Source organism: Cryobacterium breve, from assembly GCF_004402375.1.
GTDB classification, from domain to species: domain Bacteria; phylum Actinomycetota; class Actinomycetes; order Actinomycetales; family Microbacteriaceae; genus Cryobacterium; species Cryobacterium breve.
The window spans coordinates 69,754-90,802 of record NZ_SOGJ01000015.1; the positions used below are offsets into that span (position 1 = coordinate 69,754).

General features: G+C 67.2%; 18 protein-coding genes and 1 tRNA gene. 13 read left to right on the forward strand and 6 right to left on the reverse strand.

Annotated features, from left to right (window positions below):
* Positions 1–153 precede the first annotated feature (153 nt).
* Positions 154–1,254: a fatty acid desaturase family protein gene (locus E3O65_RS06195; protein ID WP_134362867.1), complete on the reverse strand. Its 1,101-nt coding sequence runs from the start codon at positions 1,252–1,254 to the stop codon at positions 154–156.
* Positions 1,255–1,437: 183 nt separating this feature from the next.
* Positions 1,438–2,925 carry a dolichyl-phosphate-mannose--protein mannosyltransferase gene (locus tag E3O65_RS06200; protein WP_134362868.1) on the reverse strand — a complete coding sequence of 496 codons (1,488 nt, stop codon included), beginning with the start codon at positions 2,923–2,925 and terminating at the stop codon, positions 1,438–1,440.
* 39 nt (positions 2,926–2,964) lie between these two features.
* On the opposite strand from E3O65_RS06200, the gene rsmI reads away from it, so the two are divergent.
* From rsmI to E3O65_RS06250, 10 genes are all read left to right on the forward strand, one after another.
* On the forward strand, positions 2,965–3,831 hold the full coding sequence (gene rsmI / locus E3O65_RS06205; RefSeq protein WP_134362869.1) for a 16S rRNA (cytidine(1402)-2'-O)-methyltransferase: 867 nt from the start codon (positions 2,965–2,967) through the stop codon (positions 3,829–3,831).
* A gap of 193 nt (positions 3,832–4,024) precedes the next feature.
* Complete coding sequence (gene metG / locus E3O65_RS06210) at positions 4,025–5,587, forward strand: methionine--tRNA ligase (protein ID WP_134362870.1); 1,563 nt, start codon at positions 4,025–4,027, stop codon at positions 5,585–5,587.
* Complete coding sequence (locus E3O65_RS06215; protein ID WP_134362871.1) at positions 5,580–6,539, forward strand: TatD family hydrolase; 960 nt, start codon at positions 5,580–5,582, stop codon at positions 6,537–6,539. Before metG ends, E3O65_RS06215 begins: the two co-directional genes overlap by 8 nt.
* 215 nt (positions 6,540–6,754) lie before the next feature.
* Positions 6,755–7,555: a 16S rRNA (adenine(1518)-N(6)/adenine(1519)-N(6))-dimethyltransferase RsmA gene (gene rsmA, locus E3O65_RS06220; RefSeq protein ID WP_241985853.1), complete on the forward strand. Its 801-nt coding sequence runs from the start codon at positions 6,755–6,757 to the stop codon at positions 7,553–7,555.
* 55 nt (positions 7,556–7,610) lie between these two features.
* Positions 7,611–8,546: a 4-(cytidine 5'-diphospho)-2-C-methyl-D-erythritol kinase gene (locus tag E3O65_RS06225; RefSeq protein ID WP_134362873.1), complete on the forward strand. Its 936-nt coding sequence runs from the start codon at positions 7,611–7,613 to the stop codon at positions 8,544–8,546.
* A 135-nt stretch (positions 8,547–8,681) separates the two neighbouring features.
* Entirely contained in the window at positions 8,682–10,487 is a 1,806-nt protein-coding gene (locus E3O65_RS06230; protein WP_134362874.1) for an ABC-F family ATP-binding cassette domain-containing protein, read from the forward strand.
* 195 nt (positions 10,488–10,682) lie between these two features.
* The gene (locus E3O65_RS06235) at positions 10,683–11,552 is read left to right on the forward strand and encodes a MetQ/NlpA family ABC transporter substrate-binding protein (protein ID WP_241985854.1); all 870 of its coding nucleotides are present in this window, start codon (positions 10,683–10,685) and stop codon (positions 11,550–11,552) included.
* A gap of 110 nt (positions 11,553–11,662) precedes the next feature.
* Positions 11,663–12,724: a methionine ABC transporter ATP-binding protein gene (locus E3O65_RS06240; protein WP_134362876.1), complete on the forward strand. Its 1,062-nt coding sequence runs from the start codon at positions 11,663–11,665 to the stop codon at positions 12,722–12,724.
* Between the two features lies 1 nt (position 12,725).
* A complete protein-coding gene (locus E3O65_RS06245) occupies positions 12,726–13,385 on the forward strand; it encodes a methionine ABC transporter permease (RefSeq protein WP_134362877.1) in 660 nt (219 codons plus the stop codon).
* A 125-nt stretch (positions 13,386–13,510) separates the two neighbouring features.
* Positions 13,511–15,031: a CYTH and CHAD domain-containing protein gene (locus E3O65_RS06250; protein ID WP_134362878.1), complete on the forward strand. Its 1,521-nt coding sequence runs from the start codon at positions 13,511–13,513 to the stop codon at positions 15,029–15,031.
* 69 nt (positions 15,032–15,100) lie between these two features.
* Here the strand turns inward: E3O65_RS06250 and E3O65_RS06255 are convergent, their stop codons facing one another.
* Positions 15,101–15,592, reverse strand: coding sequence for a MarR family winged helix-turn-helix transcriptional regulator (locus tag E3O65_RS06255; protein WP_134362879.1), 492 nt, complete (start codon positions 15,590–15,592; stop codon positions 15,101–15,103).
* 123 nt (positions 15,593–15,715) lie between these two features.
* Between E3O65_RS06255 and E3O65_RS06260 the strand changes: the two genes are divergently transcribed.
* From E3O65_RS06260 to E3O65_RS06270, 3 genes are all read left to right on the forward strand, one after another.
* A tRNA-Gln gene (locus E3O65_RS06260) sits at positions 15,716–15,787 on the forward strand.
* A gap of 63 nt (positions 15,788–15,850) precedes the next feature.
* Positions 15,851–17,275, forward strand: coding sequence for a bifunctional UDP-N-acetylglucosamine diphosphorylase/glucosamine-1-phosphate N-acetyltransferase GlmU (gene glmU, locus E3O65_RS06265; RefSeq protein WP_134362880.1), 1,425 nt, complete (start codon positions 15,851–15,853; stop codon positions 17,273–17,275).
* Positions 17,276–18,253, forward strand: a complete 978-nt coding sequence (locus E3O65_RS06270) for a ribose-phosphate diphosphokinase (protein WP_134362881.1) — start codon at positions 17,276–17,278, stop codon at positions 18,251–18,253.
* A gap of 88 nt (positions 18,254–18,341) precedes the next feature.
* On the opposite strand, the gene E3O65_RS06275 is transcribed toward E3O65_RS06270, so the two are convergent.
* The 3 genes from E3O65_RS06275 to gndA all read right to left on the reverse strand — a co-directional run bounded on the left by E3O65_RS06275 (position 18,342) and on the right by gndA (position 20,658).
* Complete coding sequence (locus tag E3O65_RS06275; protein WP_134362882.1) at positions 18,342–18,653, reverse strand: DUF1905 domain-containing protein; 312 nt, start codon at positions 18,651–18,653, stop codon at positions 18,342–18,344.
* A 24-nt stretch (positions 18,654–18,677) separates the two neighbouring features.
* Positions 18,678–19,043, reverse strand: coding sequence for a hypothetical protein (locus E3O65_RS06280; protein ID WP_241985842.1), 366 nt, complete (start codon positions 19,041–19,043; stop codon positions 18,678–18,680).
* Between the two features lie 211 nt (positions 19,044–19,254).
* On the reverse strand, positions 19,255–20,658 hold the full coding sequence (gndA, locus tag E3O65_RS06285) for an NADP-dependent phosphogluconate dehydrogenase (RefSeq protein ID WP_241985855.1): 1,404 nt from the start codon (positions 20,656–20,658) through the stop codon (positions 19,255–19,257).
* Positions 20,659–21,049 lie beyond the last annotated feature (391 nt).

Consider the following 21,049-nt stretch of genomic DNA (forward strand, 5'->3'; position numbering starts at 1 on the left):
CTCGCCGCCCGGCGTCGCCCCCTTGCTGCCCGACCTTAAGCCCCTGCCGAGTCGTCGTCGAGCCGCTGTTGAGCAGTCGCTGATCAGTCGCTGGGCCAACGGAAGAGAGGGGGTGCGGAGCTGTCCGCAACCCCCTCTTCTATCGGTCCGGGTCTACCGGTGGTGGAACCGGGCGACCATCGGGCAGTCGAACGGATCGCGGGCGCTGAGGCCGACCTTGTTCAGGTAGGCGATGACGATCCCGTACGACTCGAAGAGCGATGTCTCGGTGTAGAGGATGTTGTGCGTCTTGCAGTATTCCTTGGTGATCTCCTGCGCTTTGCGCAGGTGCGGGCGGGCCATGTTCGGGAACAGGTGGTGCTCGACCTGATAGTTCAAACCACCCATGAACGTGTCCATGAACGTACCGCCACGGATGTTGCGTGACGTGAGCACCTGGCGACGAAGAAAGTCCACCTTGCTCTCGTGGGGCAACTGAGGCATGCCCTTGTGGTTCGGCGCGAAGGATGCGCCCATGTAGACGCCGAACACAGCCAGCTGAACGCCGATGAACGCGAACGCCATACCAACGGGCAGGAAGTAGAAGATTGCGGCGACGTAGAGAACGATGCGGGTGGACAGCATGCTGATTTCGAGCCAGCGCTTGTCGACCTTCTTCTTGCCGAAGACGGTCTTGAAGCCCTGAACGTGCAGGTTGAACCCTTCCGCCATCAACAGCGGAAAGAAGAGGTAGCCCTGCTTGCGGGTGACGAATGAGCCGATCCAGCTGACCTTCGCGGCATCCTCTTCGCGGAAGACGATGAAGTCAGGGGCGATGTCAGGGTCTTTGCCGATGACGTTCGGGTTGGCGTGGTGTCGGCTGTGCTTGTGCATCCACCAGGCGTAGCTGATGCCGACGAACAGGTTGGCGAGGATGCGCCCGGCACGGTCGTTCGCTCTTCCTCCCTCGAACACCTGGCGGTGCGACGCCTCATGGGCGAGGAACGCGAACTGGGTGAGGATGATGCCGAGCACGCCGGCCACAATGAGCTGGTACCAACTGTCGCCGAGCAGAACGAAGGCGGTGCCGGTGGCGAGGGTGGCCAGAACCAGCATCGAGAAGACGAACCAGTAGAAGCCCGTGGCCCGCTTCAGAAGGCCAAGGTTGCGCACGGTGTGCAGCAGCGATGAGTACTCGGTGGTGGGGTTTTTCGAATCGCCGCCAGGGCGAGTCTTGACAATACGCACCGTGGGTGCGGCAACAGCTTCCGACATGAGGCCTTTGGTTTGTATCCGGACTTCTCAGTCGGTGATGGAGCAAACACTCGTAAAACAGATATCTGTATCCTACGGGCCGGACCCCTCGGGAAGGGGGCTTTTCACACCGCTTTCCCAGTCGCTATATGCCCACAACGGCATATGAAAGGCATTCAGTTTCTCCGAATCGCACGTGCGAACTCATCGCCAACTGGGCAGCCAGATGTGCAGTTGCCAGAACGTCAGGGACGTCTGCGCAGCCGTCCAGAGTGGGTAGAAATACGCGCTGACGAGCAGTGCGGCCACCAGGAAGCCGAACACGACCCACCGGGCCCGGTTGAGCAGGAGACCGATCACGAAGGTGAGTCCGAGCAGCAGGTAGGGCTCGAACGCGATCGTGTAGAACTGGAAAACGGTGCGGTTCAGGTACATCAGCCAGGGGAGGTAGCCGGCGACCAATCCCATCAAAATCAGGCCGACCCGCCACTCCCGGTAGCGCGCCAGACGGTACACCAGGTAGAGCACGGCAGCCGTGGCCGCCCACCAGATCAGCGGATTGCCGATGCCGGTGATGGCCTCGGAACAGGTGGTGAACCCGCATCCGTTCTCGCCCAGGTTCGACCCGCGGTAGAACATGCTGGTGGGGCGCACCATGAACAACCAGGTCAACGGGTTCGCCTCGTACGGATGCGGCGTGGACAGCCCCACGTGATAGGTGTAGGCCGCCACCTGGTAGTGCCAGAAACTCTGCACGGGGTCAGGGACCCAGGCCAGGGCCCCCGTCCAGGCAGCCCCCGGCGTGGTCGCCCAGTCACGGTAGAAGCCTCGCGCCGTGACGAACCAGCCGGTCCAGGAGGCCAAGTAGGTGGCCACGGCCACCGGAACGATGAGCAGGAAGGTCGCGGGTGCCTGCTTGAGCACGGCGGCGCTGAACCAGAACGGGAGGCCGGCCCGGCGCCTCGTGAGGGCGTCGACGACGACTAGGTGGACGCCGAACGCGGCGAGGAAGTAGATCCCCGACCACTTCACGCTGCAGGTCAGGCCGAAGGCGAGCCCTGCCGCGAGCAGCCAGGGCCGCCACCACAGGGTCGGTCCCCAGCCGGGGTCCTGCCCGGCCTCGCGCGCCAGGGCCAGCCGGGCCGCCAGGCGGGTGGAATGCCAGTCCCGGTCGAGCAGCACGGCGCCGAATCCGAGCAGTGCGAAGAACATCACGTAGTTGTCGAGCAGGGCCACCCGCGACATGACGATGGCGTTGCCGTCGATGGCGAACAGGAACCCGGCGATCACGGCCAGAACGGTCGAGCCGAACAGCTTCTGTGCGATCAGCATCAGCAGCACTACCGCCAGCACGCCCACCAGCACGGTGACGATCCGCCAACCCCAGCTGCTGTCGGGTCCAAACGCGGTCATGCCCAGGCTGATCAGCCATTTTCCAAGCGGTGGATGCACGACGAAAGACGGGTCGGACAGGAAGACGTCGGTCTGCCCGGCGGCGAACAGGGCATCAGCCCCCTCAGGCCAGGACGACTCGTAACCGAGGTTGCTGAGGGTCCAGGCGTCCTTCACGTAAAAGGTCTCGTCGAAGACCAGGGATCTCGGGTTGCCGAGGTTCCAGAGTCGCAACGCCGCCGCCAGCAGGGTCACGGCCAGCGGCCCGGCCCAGCGGAACACGCGGCTTGTCAGGAACACGTGACCATCGTAGTGAGCCGGGGCTGCGAGACTGGGAGCATGATCCTCCTCGCTGCCACCCCGATCGGAAACCTGGGCGACGCGTCGACGCGTCTGATCGAGGCACTCGGCACGATGGCAATCATCGCCGCCGAGGACACTCGGGTGACCGTGCACCTGCTCAAGGCGCTGGGCATCGAGAACCGCCCTCGGCTGATCAGCCTGCACGACCACAACGAGCGCGGCAAGGCGGCCGAGCTCGTCGAACTCGCCCGCGACACCGACGTCCTGGTGCTCAGTGACGCGGGGATGCCGACGGTGTCCGACCCCGGTTTCCACTTGGTGGATGCCGCGGTGGCGGCCGGCGTCGTTGTTTCTGTGCTGCCCGGGCCGTCGGCCGTGCTCGCGGCGCTCGCCGTGTCTGGGCTGCCGACCGACCGGTTCACCTTCGAGGGCTTCCTGCCCCGCAAGCACGGCGACCGGGTGTCGGCCCTGCGCGAGGTGGCCGAGGAGCGCCGCACCATGGTGTTCTTCGAATCGCCCAACCGGCTGGCCGCCTCCCTGACCGACCTGGCCGCCGTGCTCGGCGCCGAGAGGCGCGTTGTGGTCTGTCGCGAGCTGACCAAGTTCTACGAGGAAGTGAAGCGGGGCACCGCGGCCGACCTGGCCGATTGGGCCGCTGCCGGGGTCAAGGGCGAGATCGCGATCGTGGTCGCCGGGGCCCAGGCACGCGTGTTGGACCTGGCGACCGGGGTGGCCGAGGTGCTCGCGCTGGTGGAGTCGGGCATTCGACTCAAGGACGCCGCCGCCGACGTGTCCACCGCGTCGGGGCTCGGCAAGCGCGCCCTCTACGAGGCAGCGCTGGAGCGTAAGACCGGCAAGCCCGCTGCGGCCCGCACGGACTTTTCGGCGCTGCCGCTGCCCTGACTTTCCCGCTCGCGTTCGCGCCCAGCCAATTCGACGGAGATTGTGCTCTCAGAGACCCGATTCGGGCCGAATCGGGTTGTTCTCCCTGAAATCTCCGTCGAATTGGTTAGGCCGGACTTCGCCCACCGCGGCCCCGATAGCCGAGAACGGTAACACGACCAGTGGCATCCGCTGCTCCCAATAGGATGAGACCATGTCCGACGGCTCATCTTTCTACATCACCACGCCCATTTTCTACGTGAATGATGTCCCCCACATCGGGCACGCCTATACCGAGGTGGCCGCCGACGTGCTCGCGCGCTGGCATCGGCAGTCCGGAGAGGACGCCTGGCTGCTCACCGGAACAGACGAGCACGGGCAGAAGATTCTGCGCACCGCGACCGCCAACGGCGTCACGCCGAAGGAGTGGGCCGACCGCCTGGTCGAGACCGCCTGGAAGCCGCTGCTTGCGACCGTCGACATTCAGAACGACGACTTCATCCGCACCACCGATGAGCGCCACGAGGTGAACGCGCAGAAGTTCCTGCAGCACCTCTTCGATGCCGGTCACATCTACACCGGCGAGTACGAGGGCTTCTACTGCGTCGGCTGCGAGGAGTACAAGCAGCCGAGCGACCTGATCGACGGCGTCGGCGACTACGCCGGGCAGCAGGTCTGCGCCATTCACTCCATCCCGTGCGAGTTGCTGCACGAGAAGAACTACTTCTTCCGGATGAGCACGTTCGGCGACCAGCTGCTCGCCCTGTACGAGGAGAACCCGAACTTCGTTCAGCCCGAGTCGGCGCGCAACGAGGTCATCTCCTTCGTCAAGCAGGGCCTCAGCGACCTGTCGATCTCCCGTTCAAGCTTCGACTGGGGCATCAAGGTGCCGTGGGACGACAGCCACGTGGTCTACGTCTGGTTCGACGCCCTGCTCAACTACATCACCGCCGCGGGCTACGGACACGACGACGAGAAGTTCAGCCGCCTCTGGCCGGCGACCCACGTCGTGGGCAAGGACATTCTGCGTTTCCACGCCGTGATCTGGCCGGCCATGCTGCTAGCTGCCGGCATCGAGGTGCCCCGCCAGGTCTTCGGTCACGGCTGGCTGCTCGTGGGCGGCGAGAAGATGAGCAAGTCCAAGCTCACCGGCATCGCCCCGAGCCAGATCACCGACACGTTCGGTTCCGACGCCTTCCGCTACTACTTCATGCGCGCGATCAGCTTCGGCCAGGACGGCTCATTCTCCTGGGAAGACCTGTCCGCCCGATACCAGTCCGAGCTGGCCAACGGCTTCGGCAACCTCGCCTCCCGTGTGATCGCCATGGTCGTGCGCTATTGCGACGGCGAGATTCCGGCCGGCAGCGAGTTCAGCGAGGCTGACGAGCTCATTCGCGGCACCGAGAAGCGCGTGACGGATGCCGCCACGCTGGCGATCAGTCACCTCGCCATCCACGAGGCGATCGCCGCGATCTGGGAACTGGTCGACGACCTCAACGGCTACATCACCGCGCAAGAGCCCTGGGCACTGGCCAAGGACCCGGCCAACCGGGCCCGCCTCGAGGCCGTGCTCGCGACCGCCGTGCGCGGACTGGGCACGCTCGCCGTGCTGCTCTCGCCGGTCGTGCCGCAGGCCACTGCAAAGCTCTGGACCGCCCTCGGCGGCACCGGCCTGGTCAGCGACCAGCGCATCGACCGTGCCTGGGAGTGGACCGGCCGCCCGCGGGTCACCCCGCTCGAGGCCCTGTTCCCGCGCATCGAGGCCACGGTTGGCTAACGAGCCCCAGTCCGAGGCCAACTTCGTGCGGCAGCGCGACAAGGGCACCGGCCGGGACCTGACCTACCCGCCGTTGCCCGACCCGCTCGTCGTGCCGGTCTACGACAACCACACCCACCTGGAAATCGGTGACGGCGACCAGTCCCTCAGTGTGGCCGAGCAGCTCGACCGTGCCTCCAGCGTTGGCGTGCGGGGCGTCATCCAGGTCGGCGGCGACCTGGAAACCTCGCGCTGGTCCGCGATGATGGCCGCCCGGGAGCCGCGCATGCTCGCGGCCGTGGCTATCCACCCCAACGAAGCGCCCGTTTACGACGCCGCCGGGACCCTCGACGACGCCCTGGCCGAGATCGCAGAGCTGGCCACCCGCCCGCGCGTGGTCGCGATCGGGGAGACCGGCCTGGACTACTTCCGCACCGGTCCCGAAGGGCACGCCAGCCAGCAGCGCTCCTTCGAGGCGCACATCGAAATCGCCAAGCGGAACGGCCTCGCGCTGCAGATCCACGACCGCGACGCCCACGCCGCAGTGATCGAGACGCTTCTCCGGGTCGGCGCACCCGAGCGCACCGTGTTCCACTGCTTCTCCGGCGACGCCGAGATGGCCAGAATCCTCGCCGACAACGGCTGGTACCTCTCCTTCGCGGGCACCGTGACCTTCAAGAACGCCGACAGACTGCGTGCGGCCTTGGCCGCCGTGCCCCGCGCGCTGTTGCTGGTCGAAACGGATGCGCCCTTCCTCACCCCCGCACCCTTCCGCGGCCGCCCGAACGCGCCGTACCTGCTGCCGCACACGCTGCGCGCCATGGCCGACCACCTCGAAACGGATGTCACCATTCTCGCCAGCCAGATTTCGTCCAACACCGAACTCGTCTACGGATGCTGGGACGCCGAACCGGTGAACGTCATCGGTATTGGGACCGGCTCTGAGACGCGCCCGTTCGGAGGCCTCGCATGACCCCGCCCCGCCACGGCTACGCCCCCGGCGACGAACCCGGGACCGAGATCCGACCGGCTGCCGACGGGGAGACCGCCGGCCGGCACGCCGTGGAAGCGCCCGTCGATGTGCCCGAGCCCGTCACGGCCCCGGAGCCCGCGGCATCCGCCGGCGTGCCTGCCGCTCCCGCCGCCCGGTCGCTGCTCGGCCCGGCCGAGATCCGCGACCTGGCCGAGATGTTGGGCGTCAATCCCACCAAGAAGCTCGGCCAGAACTTCGTCATCGACGGCAACACCGTGCGCCGCATCGTCAAGGTCGCGACCGTCTCGCCCGGCGACACGGTGCTGGAGGTCGGCCCCGGGCTGGGTTCGCTCACGCTCGGCCTGCTCGAGATCGGCGCCGCCGTCGTGGCCGTGGAGATCGATGATCGGCTCGCCGAACAATTGCCTCTGACGGTCGAGCTCATGCACCCGGGTGCACCGCTCACGGTCATCCGCAATGACGCCCTCAAAATCACCGAACTTCCCGGCGACCCGAGCCGTCTCGTGGCGAACCTCCCCTACAACGTGTCGGTGCCGGTGCTGCTCTACCTGCTGGAGCACTTCGTCTCCATCCGGTCCGGCGTGGTCATGGTGCAGGCCGAGGTGGGGGAGCGCCTCGCGGCACCGCCCGGCAGCAAGGTCTACGGCAGCCCGAGCGTCAAGGCTGCCTGGTATGGCGCGTTCCGCACCGCAGGCAAGGTCAGCCGGCAGGTGTTCTGGCCGGTCCCGGGCGTGGACTCGATCCTGGTCGCGTTCGAACGAAGCGCCCAACCGCTCGAATCCGAGGAGCTGCGCCGCGCCACCTTCGCTCTCGTCGACGCCGCATTCCAGCAGCGGCGCAAGATGCTGCGCCAGTCGTTGTCCCTGGTTCTCGGCGACTCCTCCACCGCCACAGAGGTCATGACGCGCGCCGGGATCGACCCCACCGAACGCGGCGAGCAGCTCACGGTCGAGGACTTCCTCGCCATCGCCCGCGCCCAGCTGGCCGGTCGCTGACGCCCCGCGCCCCACGGGGCAGTCGCCGCTGTACTGGCTGGGCTAGGTTAGACACATGACCAACGCGGCCGCTTCTCCCGTGGTGCATGCGCGGGCGCCCGGCAAGATCAACGTCTTCCTCAAGGTCGGTGCGGTCCTCGAGGACGGCTACCACGAGGTCGCCACGGCCTACCAAGCCGTGTCCCTGTTCGAAGACGTGCGCGCCCGTTCGGCCGATGACTTCTCGGTCGAGTTCTCCGGCCCCATCGACACCTCCGGCTTGGCCGTCGACGGCAGCAACCTCGCCATCCGGGCCGCTCGCGCCCTGGCCCGCAAGGCCGGTTACCGCGGGGGAGTGCGGCTCCAGATCGAGAAGAACGTGCCTATCGCCGGCGGAATGGGCGGCGGGTCGGCGGATGCCGCGGCCACTCTGCTGGCCTGCGACACCCTCTGGGGCACCGAGGCCACCCGCGAGGACCTGATCGCCATCGCCGCGACTCTTGGCGCCGATGTACCGTTCGCCTTCACCGGCGGCACCGCCATCGGTACCGGCCGCGGGGACCAGCTCAGCCCGGCCCTGGCCAAGGGACAGTTCCACTGGGTGCTCGCCCTGGCCGAGTTCGGCCTGTCCACCCCCGGCGTCTACGACGAACTCGACCGCCACCGGGAACGGCACGCGCAGGACATTTTCCCCGCCCAGATCCAGCCCACCGTCGACGCGAACGTGCTGCAGGCCCTGCGCGCCAGCGACCCGCGGATGCTGGCCGAGGCCCTTCACAACGACCTGCAGGCTCCCGCGCTGCATCTGGCGCCCGGCCTGGCCGCGGTGCTCGAACTGGGAGAGGCGAACGGCGCGCTGGCCGGCCTGCTGTCCGGCTCCGGCCCGACAGTGGCATTCCTGGTCGCGGATGCCGACAGCGCGCTTGAACTGCAGGTCGCCCTGAGCGCGTCCCGCCTGACCGTGGTGCGAGCCACCGGCCCGGTGCACGGAGCGCGCATCATCCACGACTGACCGCGAGCGGGGCTCGGCAGTCTCGAACTCCGGTGCACGGAGCGCGCATCATCCACGACTGACCGCGAGCGGGGCTCGGCAGTCTCGAACTCCGGCGCGCGGGGCTCTCAGCCGCGCCAGCTAAACTCGAAAGCTATGGCACATTTGCTCGGGGCCGAGTCCCTGCACCTTGAATTCCCCACTCGCGTCATTTTTGACAGCGTCACCGCCGGTCTCAACGAAGGCGACCGGATCGGCGTCGTCGGCCGCAACGGCGACGGCAAGTCCACCCTGATGCGCCTGCTCGCCGGACGCATGGAACCCGACGCGGGTCGCGTCACGCGTCGGCGCGGCGTGACCATCGGCATGCTCGACCAGTCCGACGACCTGGTTTCAGGGCAGACCGTGGGCCACACCATCGTCGGCGGCATCGACGAGCACGTCTGGGCGGGCGACGCCAAGGTGCGCGACGTGATCGCGGGGCTCGTGCGGGACATCCCCTGGAACGCCCTCGTCGACGACCTGTCCGGTGGCCAGCGCCGCCGGGTGGCCCTTGCCGCCGTGCTGATCGGCGACCACGACGTCATCTTCCTCGACGAGCCCACCAACCACCTCGACGTGGAAGGCATCTACTGGCTGGCCGGCCACCTGCGCACACGCTGGGCCACGAACTCCGGCGGGCTCGTGGTCGTCACACACGACCGGTGGTTCCTCGACGAGGTCTGCAATATGACCTGGGAGGTGCACGACCGCCTGATCGAGCCGTTCGAGGGTGGCTACGCCGCCTACATCCTGCAGCGCGTCGAACGCGACCGGATGAGCAGCGTGATGGAGGGCAAACGCCAGAACCTGATGAAGAAGGAACTGGCCTGGCTGCGGCGCGGCGCCCCCGCCCGCACCGCGAAGCCCAAGTTCCGCATCGACGCTGCCAATGAACTGATCGAGAACGAGCCGCCGCCCCGCGACACCGTGTCGATGCAGTCGATGGCCATGCAGCGCCTCGGCAAGGATGTCGTCGACCTGATCGACATCGGTGTGAAGTTCGACGGGAAGACCGTACTCAACGACATAACCTGGCGTATCGCACCGGGCGAGCGCACCGGCATCATGGGTGTCAACGGCGCAGGCAAGAGCACGCTGCTGAACCTCGTGGCCGGCACCCTGCAGCCCACCACTGGCACGGTCAAGCGCGGCAAGACCATCAAGGTCGCCGTGCTCACCCAGCAGCTGTTCGAACTCGACGGTATCCAGAACGACCGCGTCAGCGAGGTCATCGCGCGCCAGAAGACGTCGTACATGGCCGGTGGCAAGGAAATCACGCCCGGCCAGATGCTCGAGCGCATGGGTTTCATGAGCGCCCAGCTGACCACGCAGGTCAAGGACCTCTCCGGTGGCCAGAAACGGCGCCTGCAGCTGCTTCTCATCGTGCTGGATGAGCCGAACGTGCTCATCCTCGACGAGCCCACCAACGACCTGGACACCGACATGCTCGCGGCCATGGAAGACCTCCTCGACTCCTTCCCCGGAACGCTGCTCGTCGTTTCGCACGACCGGTACCTGATCGAGCGTGTCACCGACAACCAGTACGCCGTCACCGAGGGTGGCTTCCGCCACCTCCCCGGCGGCGTGGACCAGTACCTCGAGATGCGCAAGCGGCAGACCAGCGGCAACGACAAGCCTGCCGAGGCGAACGCGTCGAACACGTCCGGCGGCAAGGTGAGCCGCAAGCTCGCCATCGGTGGTGCCGACCTCCGCAACGCGCAAAAGGAACTCGCATCCATCGACCGTAAGGTGGTCAAGCAGAACGCGCGGATCGCCGCGCTGCACGAAAGTCTCGCCGTGCACGACCAGTCCGACTTCGACGGACTCGGAGCGCTGAGCACCGAACTGCAGAAGCTCGAGGTTGCCATCGCCGGCTTCGAAACTCGCTGGATCGAACTCTCTGAGCTGATCGAGGGTTAGCGTCGCAGATACTGTGACCGCGTGTGACGCCGGAGCGCACGCGGCGCAGCATCGCCCGATAGCCTTGGAACGTGCCTCGCGATGCAGCGGCACAGACTCCCACCCCTGTTGTCCCGTGGTTCTTCTGTGCCCGAAACGCGCCCGGCACCCACCGCCGCCAAGACGGCACCCACAGCCAACAAGGGGAACCCCATCGTGAAGAAGAAACTGCTCGCCACCCTCGCGGTCGTACCGCTCGTCGCCCTGCTCGCCGGTTGTTCCGGTGCGGCCGCCGACGACGCCGTGAAGATCGGCGTCGTCGGCGCCAGCGACCCGTACTGGGCCGAGTACACCGACGCCGCAGCGGAGGCCGGTATCACGGTCGACATCATCGACTTCGCCGTCTTCGAACAGCCCAACCCGGCTCTCTCGGCGGGTGAGCTCGACCTGAACCAGTTCCAGCACATCGTCTACCTCGGCGAGTACAACGTCGCCAGCAAACAGGACCTCACGCCCATCGGCGCCACCGCGATCTACCCGCTCGGGCTGTACTCGACCGAGTACGGCGACGTGAGCGAGATCAAGAAGGGTGACGTCGTCTCGGTGCCGAACGACGCGAGTAATCTGGCGCGTGCGCTGCTCGTGCTGCAGTCGGCAAAACTGATCACGCTGTCCGATGGCGGAAGCATCTATTCCACGCTCGACGACATCGACACGGCCAACTCCACGGTCACCGTGACCGCGCTCGAGGCATCGCTCACGGCCACCTCCCTGCCGGACGTCGCCGCCGCGATCATCAACAATGACTTCGTCGAGAAGGCCGGCCTCAAGTTCGAGGACGCCCTCGCCCAGGACGATCCCACCGACCCCAACGCCCTGCCCTACGTGAACGTGTTCGCTGCCCGCGCCGAGGACAAGGACAACGCCACCTACAAGAAGCTGGTCGAGATCTACCAGACCACGAAGGACGTCCAGGACGGCGTTCTCGCCGTGTCCGGCGGTTCCGCAGTGTTGGTCCAGACCCCGGTCGCCGACCTCGAGGCATCTCTCGCCACAGTCGAGAAGGACACCAAGGCCAAGAAGTAGCGCCGCCCGACCAAGCCCGTTCCGGTCGGGCGTGCCCGTTCCTCGGGTCACTCTCGACCGGAACGGGCACAGTCACAGCCCCGCAGTACGCCCGTCAGTAAGGATGTTCCATGTCTGCCCCCAGCCCCGTTGTCGAACTTCGTGATGTGAGCAAGGTGTACCCGCCCACGACCAGGGGCGGGGCCGAGGTCGTCGCCATCGACAAAGTCAGCCTCACGATCGACGCCGGCGACGTCTACGGCATCATCGGCTACTCCGGGGCAGGCAAGAGCACCCTGGTGCGGCTCGTGAACGCACTCGAACGGTCGACGTCTGGCGAGATCTTCGTCAACGGCACAGACATAGCCCGACTGCCCGAACGGGAGCTGCGGCCGGTTCGACTGGGTATCGGCATGATTTTCCAGCAGTTCAACCTGCTCGGGTCCCGGACCGTGGCTGCCAACGTCGCCTACCCGCTCGAGGTGGCCGGCCAGTCCAAGGAGGCACGCCGGACCCGGGTGGGCGAGATGCTCGACTTCGTCGGACTCGGCGACAAGGCCCGCGCCTACCCCGACCAGCTCTCCGGAGGCCAAAAGCAGCGCGTGGGCATCGCGCGGGCCCTCGCCAGCCAGCCGGGCATCCTGCTCGCCGACGAGGCGACCAGCGCTCTCGACCCGGAGACCACCTCCGAGGTGCTCGACCTACTCGGTCGGGTCAACAGGGAATTCGGGGTCACCATCATCGTGATCACGCATGAGATGGATGTCATCCAGACCCTGGCAACCAAGGTCGCCGTGATGGACCAGGGTCGGGTGATCGAACGGGGCGACGTGTTCGACGTGTTCTCAAACCCGCAGCAGGCGGCATCCGCCCGGTTCGTCTCGACCGTGGTGAAGGGGCTCCCCGCACCGTCGGAACTGGCCGTGCTGCGACAGCGACACCCGGGCCGCCTCGTGACCCTGGCATTCCGCGACAGCAGTGTCGACCAGGCCCGCGTGTTCGGTGAGTTCGCCGCCGCCGGTGTCACCTTCGAGGTCGTCTACGGCGGCATCAATGAGATCCAGGGGCGATCCTTCGGGCACCTGACGCTCGCTCTCGCCCGGCCGGGGGCAACGGATTCCGCGGCCGACGCGGCCATCGACGCCGCCCTCGACCGGGTGCGAACCCTCACGACCGTCACGGAGGTTCGCTGACATGGACAGCCTCATCGACCTGTTGCCCGAACTTTGGGTTGCCGCGGGGGAGACCCTCTACATCGTCGGCCTCACCCTCTTCTTCGGCGGAATCGGCGGCTTGCTGGTCGGGCTGGGACTCTACCTGACCCGCGCCGGCAGCATCTTGGCGAACCGCGGGGTCTTCGTCGTGCTCAACCTGCTGGTGAACATCGTGCGGCCGATCCCGTTCATCATCTTCCTGGCCGCCGCCCAACCGTTGGCCCGGTTCGTGGTGGGAACCGGGATCGGGAACGCGGCGATCATCTTCACCATCTCGCTCGCGGCATCCTTCGCCATGGGACGCATCGTGGAGCAGAACCTGCTCACCGTCACACCCGGTGTGATCGAGGCGGCCCGCAGCGTGGGGGCCGGTCCGGTCCGGATCATCTTCACGGTGCTGCTGCCCGAGGCGCTCGGGCCGCTCATCCTCGGCTACACGTTCATCTTCGTGGCGCTCGTGGACATGTCTGCCGTAGCCGGCTACGTCGGCGGCGGCGGCCTCGGAAACTTTGCGCTGCTCTACGGCTACCGCCAGTTCAACCCGGTGGTCACCTGGGCGGCCGTGTTGCTCATCATCGTGCTCGTGCAGCTGGTTCAGTTCCTCGGCAACTGGCTGGCCCGCAAGGCGTTCCGCCGCTAGTCCTGCCGCCGCTGGCCGTGGCGTTGTTGGCGCTGACGTTGCTGGCGCTGCTGTTGCTGGCGCAGCTGATGCGGCGACGGGTGCGCCTTCCCGGGTGGTGCCGTCCGCCGCAATTACACTGAGGCATGACTTCCGCTGGCTTTGCCGAGATCGAGCGCACTTTCGACGTCAACCCGGCAACCGTGTTGCCGCCCCTGCACGACCTGCCCGGCGTCACCCACGTGGACCCGCCCGTCGAGCATCACCTCGACGCTCTCTACTACGACAGCGCCGACCTGGTCCTTGCGAGCCGTCGCCTGACCCTTCGCCGCCGCACCGGGGGAGACGACGCCGGTTGGCACCTCAAACTCCCGGTCGCCGTGGACGAGCGCCGCGAGATGCGGGAGCCGTTGGGCGACGACCCCGAGAAGATCCCTGAAGGCATCCTCAACCTCGTGCGGGGCGTGCTCCGCGGTCGCACCCTCGTGCCCGTGGTGCGGCTGCGCACCCGCCGGGTTCTGCACCAGCTGGTCGGTGAGAACGACTCCGTGCTCGCCGAGGTCTGCGACGACGAGGTGCAGGCCGACCGCCTCGCGCCGGAGGCGTTCAGCCAGACCTGGCGAGAATGGGAGGTTGAACTTGTGAACGGTTCCCGCGCCCTGCTCGACGCCGCCCAGGAGCGTCTCGCGTCGGTCGGCGTGGAGCCCTCCGCGAACCCTTCCAAACTGGCCAGAGCCCTCGGTGACCGGTTGCCGGAGTTCGTGACGGCGCCGGCGCTCCGGGCGACCCGGAAGAGCTCCGCCGGTACGGTCCTGATGGCCTACGTGCAGGAACAGGTTCAGGCCATCGGGGTGCAGGACGCGCGAGTGCGCGACAACGATGCGGATGCCGTGCACCGGATGCGCGTGGCCACACGCCGCCTGCGTTCGGCCCTGTCCACCTACCGGGACCTGCTCGACACCTCGGTCACCGCCCCGCTCCGCGACGAGCTGCGCTGGCTGGCCGGGACGCTGGGCGCCGCCCGCGACGCGGAGGTGATCCGGCAGCGCCTCGCCCACCGGCTCGGACAGGAGCCCGCCGAGCTTGTCGTGGGGCCGCTGGCGGCGCGCATCGACGCGCACTTCGCCGCCGTCATCCGGACGGCCCGGCTCGACGCCCTGGGCGTCCTCGATTCGGACCGGTACTTCGGGCTGCTCGACCGCCTCGACGCCGTGCTGGCGTCCGCGCCGTTGCGCCCTCGGGCGGAGAAGCCCGCGAGCACGGTCATCCCGGAACTGATTCGCGCCGACTGGAAGCGGCTGCGGGCATCCGTTTTCCTGGCCCGAGGTACACCGTCGGGGCCCCTTCGCGACGAGGCGTTGCACGATGCGCGCAAGCGGGCCAAACAACTGCGCTACGCGGCCGAGACGGCCACACCGCTGCGGCGGGCGCGCGCGGCGCGGCTCGTGGCCGCGGCCCGGCAGGTGCAGGACACCCTCGGCGACCACCAAGACAGCGTTGTGGCCCGCACGGAGTTGCTCGGGCTCGGCATGGCCGCATACCTCCAGGGTGAGAACGCGTTTAGTTACGGCAGGCTGCACGCCGTGGAACACAGCGGGGCCGCAGCGATGGAGGCGCGCTTTTTCCGTACCTGGCGCAACTTCCCGAAGGCCTCGATCGCGAAATAGGGCACGGGTCTCAACAGGTCAAAGCGCTGAAGAGTTCCACTTCCGGTCGCATTCGTCCGGTCGCGTCAGTCAGTCGAAGCCGAGGCTGAGCTTGCGCAGCAGGCCCGCGAGGGCGGTCTGCTCGGCGGGGGACAGCGTGGCGAGCAGCTCGGCCTCGGCGTCGACCAATCGGGTGATGGCTGCATCCACTCGGGTGAGTCCGGCCGGATTCATGCTGACGAAGATGCCGCGACCGTCGTTGGGGTCCGTGCGGCGGGTCACCAGGCCGCGCTCGACGAGCCGGTCGATGCGGTTGGTCATTGTTCCGCTGGAGACGAGAGTCTGCTGCAGCAGCGCCTTCGGACTCAGCTCGTAGGGCGCACCTGCGCGCCGCAGTGCGGAGAGCACGTCGAACTCCCAGGAGTCCAGCTCTGAGCGGGAGAAGGCGGTGCGCCGGGCGCGGTCCAGGTGTTTTGACAACCGGCCCACACGGGACAGCACCTGCAGCGGTGCGAAGTCGAGGTCGGGCCGTTCGCGCAGCCAGGCATCAACGATCCGGTCGACTTCGTCATGTGCGGGCATCCGTCTATTATCCCGGTCGGGTGCGAAAACCTGCGCGCGAGCCACCTCCCGGGGTGCCGGGGCGCGCTTCCGGCGCGATATCTGGCAGACTTGTCACGGTTGGTCGGCCCCGGGTCGACGAATTCCGCCGTGGTGTAATGGCAGCACGACAGCCTTTGGAGCTGTTAGGTCTAGGTTCGAGTCCTGGCGGCGGAGCACTTGATTGGCGTCACCATCCGGTCTTTACCGGGCGGCTCCACAGAAGCTAGAGGAAACCACGTGACTGATTCTCGACTCGCCATCGTCGTGCTGGCCGCCGGCCAGGGCACCCGCATGAAGTCCAGCACGCCGAAGCTGCTGCATCAGCTCGCGGGACTTCCGATTCTCAGCCACGTCCTGGCGACATCCCGCGCCCTCGACGCGGCGCACGTCGTCACCGTCGTGCGGCACGAGCGTGATCGGCTGGCAGCACTCGTGGGCAAGGACCTCCCCGAGAGCCTGATCGTCGACCAGGACGAGCTGCCGGGCACCGGCCGTGCCGTGGAACAGGCGATCGCCGCACTGCCCGACGATTTCGAGGGCGACGTGCTCGTGGTCAGCGGCGACGTGCCGTTGCTCAATGCCGCAACGCTGGCCAGCTTCGTCGACGCGCACCGCGAGCGGGACGTCGCTGCCACAGTGTTGTCCTCCTTCCCGGATGACGCCACCGGCTACGGCCGCATCGTGCGTTCGGATGAGGGTGCCTTCGACCGCATCGTCGAGCAGAAGGATGCGACAGTCGAGGAACGCGCCATTGCCGAGACCAACGCCGGCGTCTACGTCTTCCGCCTGGCCGAGCTTCGGGAGCAGCTGAGCAACGTCACCACCGAGAACGCTCAGGGGGAGAAGTACCTCACCGACGTGGTCGGTCTACTCCGCCTGGCGGGTTCCGAAGTGCGCGCCGTGCCGGTCGCCGACGCCTGGCTGGTGGCCGGTATCAATGACCGCGCTCAGCTCAGCGAGACCGCGCGTCAGTTGAACGGGCTGATCGTCTACGGCTGGCAGCTGGCCGGTGTCACCGTGCAGGACCCCGCCACCACGTGGATCGACCTCAAGGCCAAGCTGGCGCCGGATGTCACCATCCGGCCCGGAACCCAGATCCTCGGTTCGACCGTGATTGAGACCGGTGCCGTGATCGGCCCGGACACCACCCTCGTCGACTGCGAGATCGGCGAGAACGCAGTGGTGAAGAGAACGGATGCGACGCTCGCCGTGATCGGAGCGGGGGCATCCGTCGGTCCGTTCTCCTACTTGCGACCGGGCACGAATCTGGGTGCTGACGGCAAGATCGGCGCGTTCGTCGAGACCAAGAACGCGACCATCGGCGCTGGCAGCAAGGTTCCGCACCTCAGCTACGTCGGCGACGCGACGGTGGGCGTCGAGTCGAACATCGGGGCCGGCACGATCTTCGCCAACTACGACGGCGTGAACAAGAACCGCAGCGACATCGGGTCCCACGTGCGCACCGGGTCGCACAACGTGTTCGTCGCGCCGATTAGGATTGGGGACGGGGCGTACACGGGTGCCGGAACAATCGTCCGCAAGGACGTGCCGGCTGGGGCCCTGGGCCTCACCGTGGCCCCACAACGCAATATGGACGGCTGGGTACAGACCAACCGCCCAGGAACCGACGCGGCGGCGGCTGCGGAAAAGAGCGGAGACTAGGTGTCTGGAATCAAGACCAGCGGCGAAAAGCGACTTGTATTGGTTTCGGGGCGAGCTCACCCACAACTGGCACTGGACATCGCCACGGAACTTGGTACCGAACTCGTTCACACCGACGCTCGCACCTTCGCGAACGGCGAGATCTACGCGCGTTTCGATGAGAGCGTGCGCGGATCCGACACCTTCGTGATCCAGTCGCACACCAACCCGATCAACGAGTGGGTGATGGAGTCGCTCATCATGGTCGACGCACTCAAGCGGGCTTCCGCCAAGCGCATCACGGTCGTCGCTCCCTTCTACCCCTACGCCCGCCAGGACAAGAAGGGCCGCGGCCGGGAGCCGATCTCGGCCCGCCTGATCGCAGACCTGTTCAAGGTCGCCGGAGCCGATCGGATCATGGCAGTCGACCTGCACGCCGCCCAGATCCAGGGCTTCTTCGACGGTCCCGTCGACCACCTCTTCGCCATGCCCGTGCTGCTCGAGCACTTCAGGGAGAAGCTCGACCCGGCCACCCTGACGGTCGTCTCACCCGATATGGGCCGCGTGCGTGTCGCCGACATCTGGAGTGACAAGCTCGGCGCCCCGCTCGCCATCATCCACAAGCGCCGCGACCCGAAGGTCGCCAACCAGGTCACCGTCCACGAGATCGTCGGTCAGGTCGAGGGTCGCGTCTGCCTGATCGTCGACGACATGATCGACACCGGCCGCACCATCGTTCTCGCGGCGGAGGCCCTCCGTGCCGCCGGCGCGATCGGCGTCGTCGTCGCCGCCACCCACGCCGTGTTCAGTCACCCGGCGCTGGAGCTGTTGCAGAACCCCGCAATCTCCGAGGTCGTCGTCACCGACACCCTGCCGATTCCCGAGGAGAAGCGCTTCCCCACCCTCACCGTGCTGCCGATCGCCCCGCTGCTGGCCCGCGCCATCCACGAGGTCTTCGACGAGGGTTCCGTCACCTCGATGTTCGAGGGTGCCGCGTAGGCGCCACTGTTCTGCGTGACCCTGGTCGGTCGTTGACGGATGTCGACGGCCGGCCATCGGTCTGTCCGCGCCCGGTCAGGGGTCAGGTTCACAGCAGGAGTTCGAGCACGATCGTGACCGGGTCCCCGGCCTCGACCCCGTGGGCCCGCCGGATCGCCCTTTTCACCGGGAGAAGGAACGTGCCGTCAGCCGAGCTGGGGAAGAGCGACGTCGACCAGTATGAGCTCCCAAGGCCGGCCTGCACCTTCACAGTGCCGAAGCCGCCCCGCCGTCCGTCCGTCACAGTTCGGATGTCCTCGGCCATGTCGGCGGGCACCGAGACGAAAATCCACGCAGCCTGTCCCGAGTACTCCCACAATTCGGCGGTGAAGGTGAACGACGGACCCCTCGAAATGCTCATGGCCACCTCTCCGTGAATGCCGGGCTACGCCGGCACGGTCGTCCCCGGCGCACGGGGCGCTGAGGGGATGATGCCCAGTGGGATGACGTACGTCTCGCGTTCGTTGATGTCGATCGCGTAGCACTGCCATCCGAAACCGCCCGGCCCGGCCAGGTCGAAGCGCGCGTCAAAGGCGATGGCGACCGGATAGTACCGGGCCGTGGCCACGCTGCACGCGTTGTCGGCCGTGGTCGACGCAATCTGCACGCTCGTGAGGATACCCGGAACAATCAGGGCCACGAGCCCGAGCACGACGACGATGCGCATCAGGGCCAGGGTGCGCCGACTGCGCAGGGGCCTGGCGGCATCCTGCGGCTCGTAGCCGGAGAGTTCGGGGTGGTCGTCGCTCATCATCAGGCTCCCAGTATCCCAAACCTCGCCCGAGGTACGCGCGCCGTTTCCGGCCCAGTCCGCCAGACGAATTCGACGGAGATTTTCGGGATACGGCGGGTTTTCGGCCTGCGAATGGGTAATAGCGGCAAAGTCTCCGTCGAATTCGTTAGGGCGTGCGTGCTCCCGTCCGCCCTACGGGGACGGGCGGGCGGGAGCCGGGGGCGGGCAGCTAGTGCGAGGAGCCCTCGGTCGCGATCTCGCTGCGGTCGCCCGACCACAGGGTGTGGAACGTGCCGGGCAGGTCGACGCGCTTGTAGGTGTGAGCGCCGAAGAAGTCGCGCTGTCCCTGCACCAGGGCGGCCGGCAGCCGCTCACTCGCGAGCGAGTCGAAGTAGCTGAGCGCCGACGCGAAGCCGGGAACCGGGATGCCCGACAGTGCCGCCGTCGAGACCACGCGGCGCCACGCCGACTCGCCGTCGGCGACGGCCTGGGCGAAGTACGGGTCGACGAGCAGTGACGTGATCGACGGGTCGTTGGCGTAGGCGTCGACGATACGGTTCAGGAACTGGGCGCGGATGATGCAGCCGCCGCGCCAGATCGTGGCGATCGCGCCCTTGTCAACGGTCCAGCCGTACTTCTGGGCACCGGCGATGATCGCGTCGAAGCCCTGCGCGTAGGCGACGACCTTCGACGCGTAGAGCGCCTGGCGCACGTCGTCCTGGAAGGTGTGGCCGACGACGGCGATCTCCGGGCGGGCGGTGATGCCGGCGCGCACGGGGCCGCGCTGCTCCGGGTGGCTGGACACGGCGCGGGCGAAGACGGCCTCGGCGATGCCGCCGACGGGCACGCCCAGGTCGAGCGCGTTCTGCACGGTCCAGACGCCGGTGCCCTTGGAGCCGGCCTCGTCGAGCACGATGTCGATGAACGGCAGACCGGTCTTGGCGTCGACCTGGCGCAGCACCTCGGCGGTGATCTCGATCAGGTAGCTCTCAAGGTCACCCTCGTTCCACTCCGTGAACACGTCGGCGATAGTGGCGGGGGAGTGCCCGGTCACCCTGCGAAGCAGGTCGTACGCCTCGGCGATCAGCTGCATGTCGGCGTACTCGATGCCGTTGTGGATCATCTTCACGAAGTGACCGGCGCCATCCGTGCCGATGTGGGTGACACAGGGCACGCCGTCGACGAAGGCCGCGATCGATTCGAGGATCGGGCCGAGGGTCTTGTACGCCTCCACCGAGCCGCCCGGCATGATGCTGGGGCCCTTGAGCGCGCCCTCTTCACCGCCGGAGATGCCGGCGCCGACGAAGTTCACGCCCGTGGCGCGCACCTCCTTCTCGCGGCGAATGGTGTCCTGAAAGTCGGCGTTGCCGCCGTCGACGATGATGTCGCCGGGCTCGAACAGGGCGGTCAGCTGGCTGATCACGGCGTCCGTGCCCTTACCGGCCTGCACCATGATGATCGCCGTGCGCGGCTTCTGCAGCGACGCCACGAACTCCTCGATGGTTTCGGAGGCGACGAAGGCGGCCTCGGGGTGCTCGGAGGTGAGCAGCCGGGTGCGTTCGGGGGATCGGTTGTACACCGCCACGGTGTTGCCCGCGCGGCTGGCGAGGTTGCGGGCGAGGTTCGAGCCCATCACCGCCAGTCCCACTACGCCAATGTTTGCCTGTGCTGCGCCGGTTTCGGCCACGTTTGCTCCTTCAGCTGTCTGTTCTCAAAACTCCTCCAAGGCTAGTCGCTCGGCCCAAGAACGTTACGTGGAGTGAAGCGGGCGGCTCCGGTGACGGATGCCCGGGCGGGCGTTCCCCGGGGCCGGGCGTCTCCGCTAGACTTACCAGTTGAACTTCGGCGAGGGCTGCCGCCCGCCGGGAAACCGTGGGTGCGGCATCCGTTATCGACGCGGCGGAATGCTTCACGGCCTTTCCTCACGCTGACACGCGTTCGAGTTGAAATTGAACCAGTACCCACCTTTGCGGAACATCGCCCGCAAACCAGATCTGGGCCGTAGCGGTCCTCAAGGAGACACA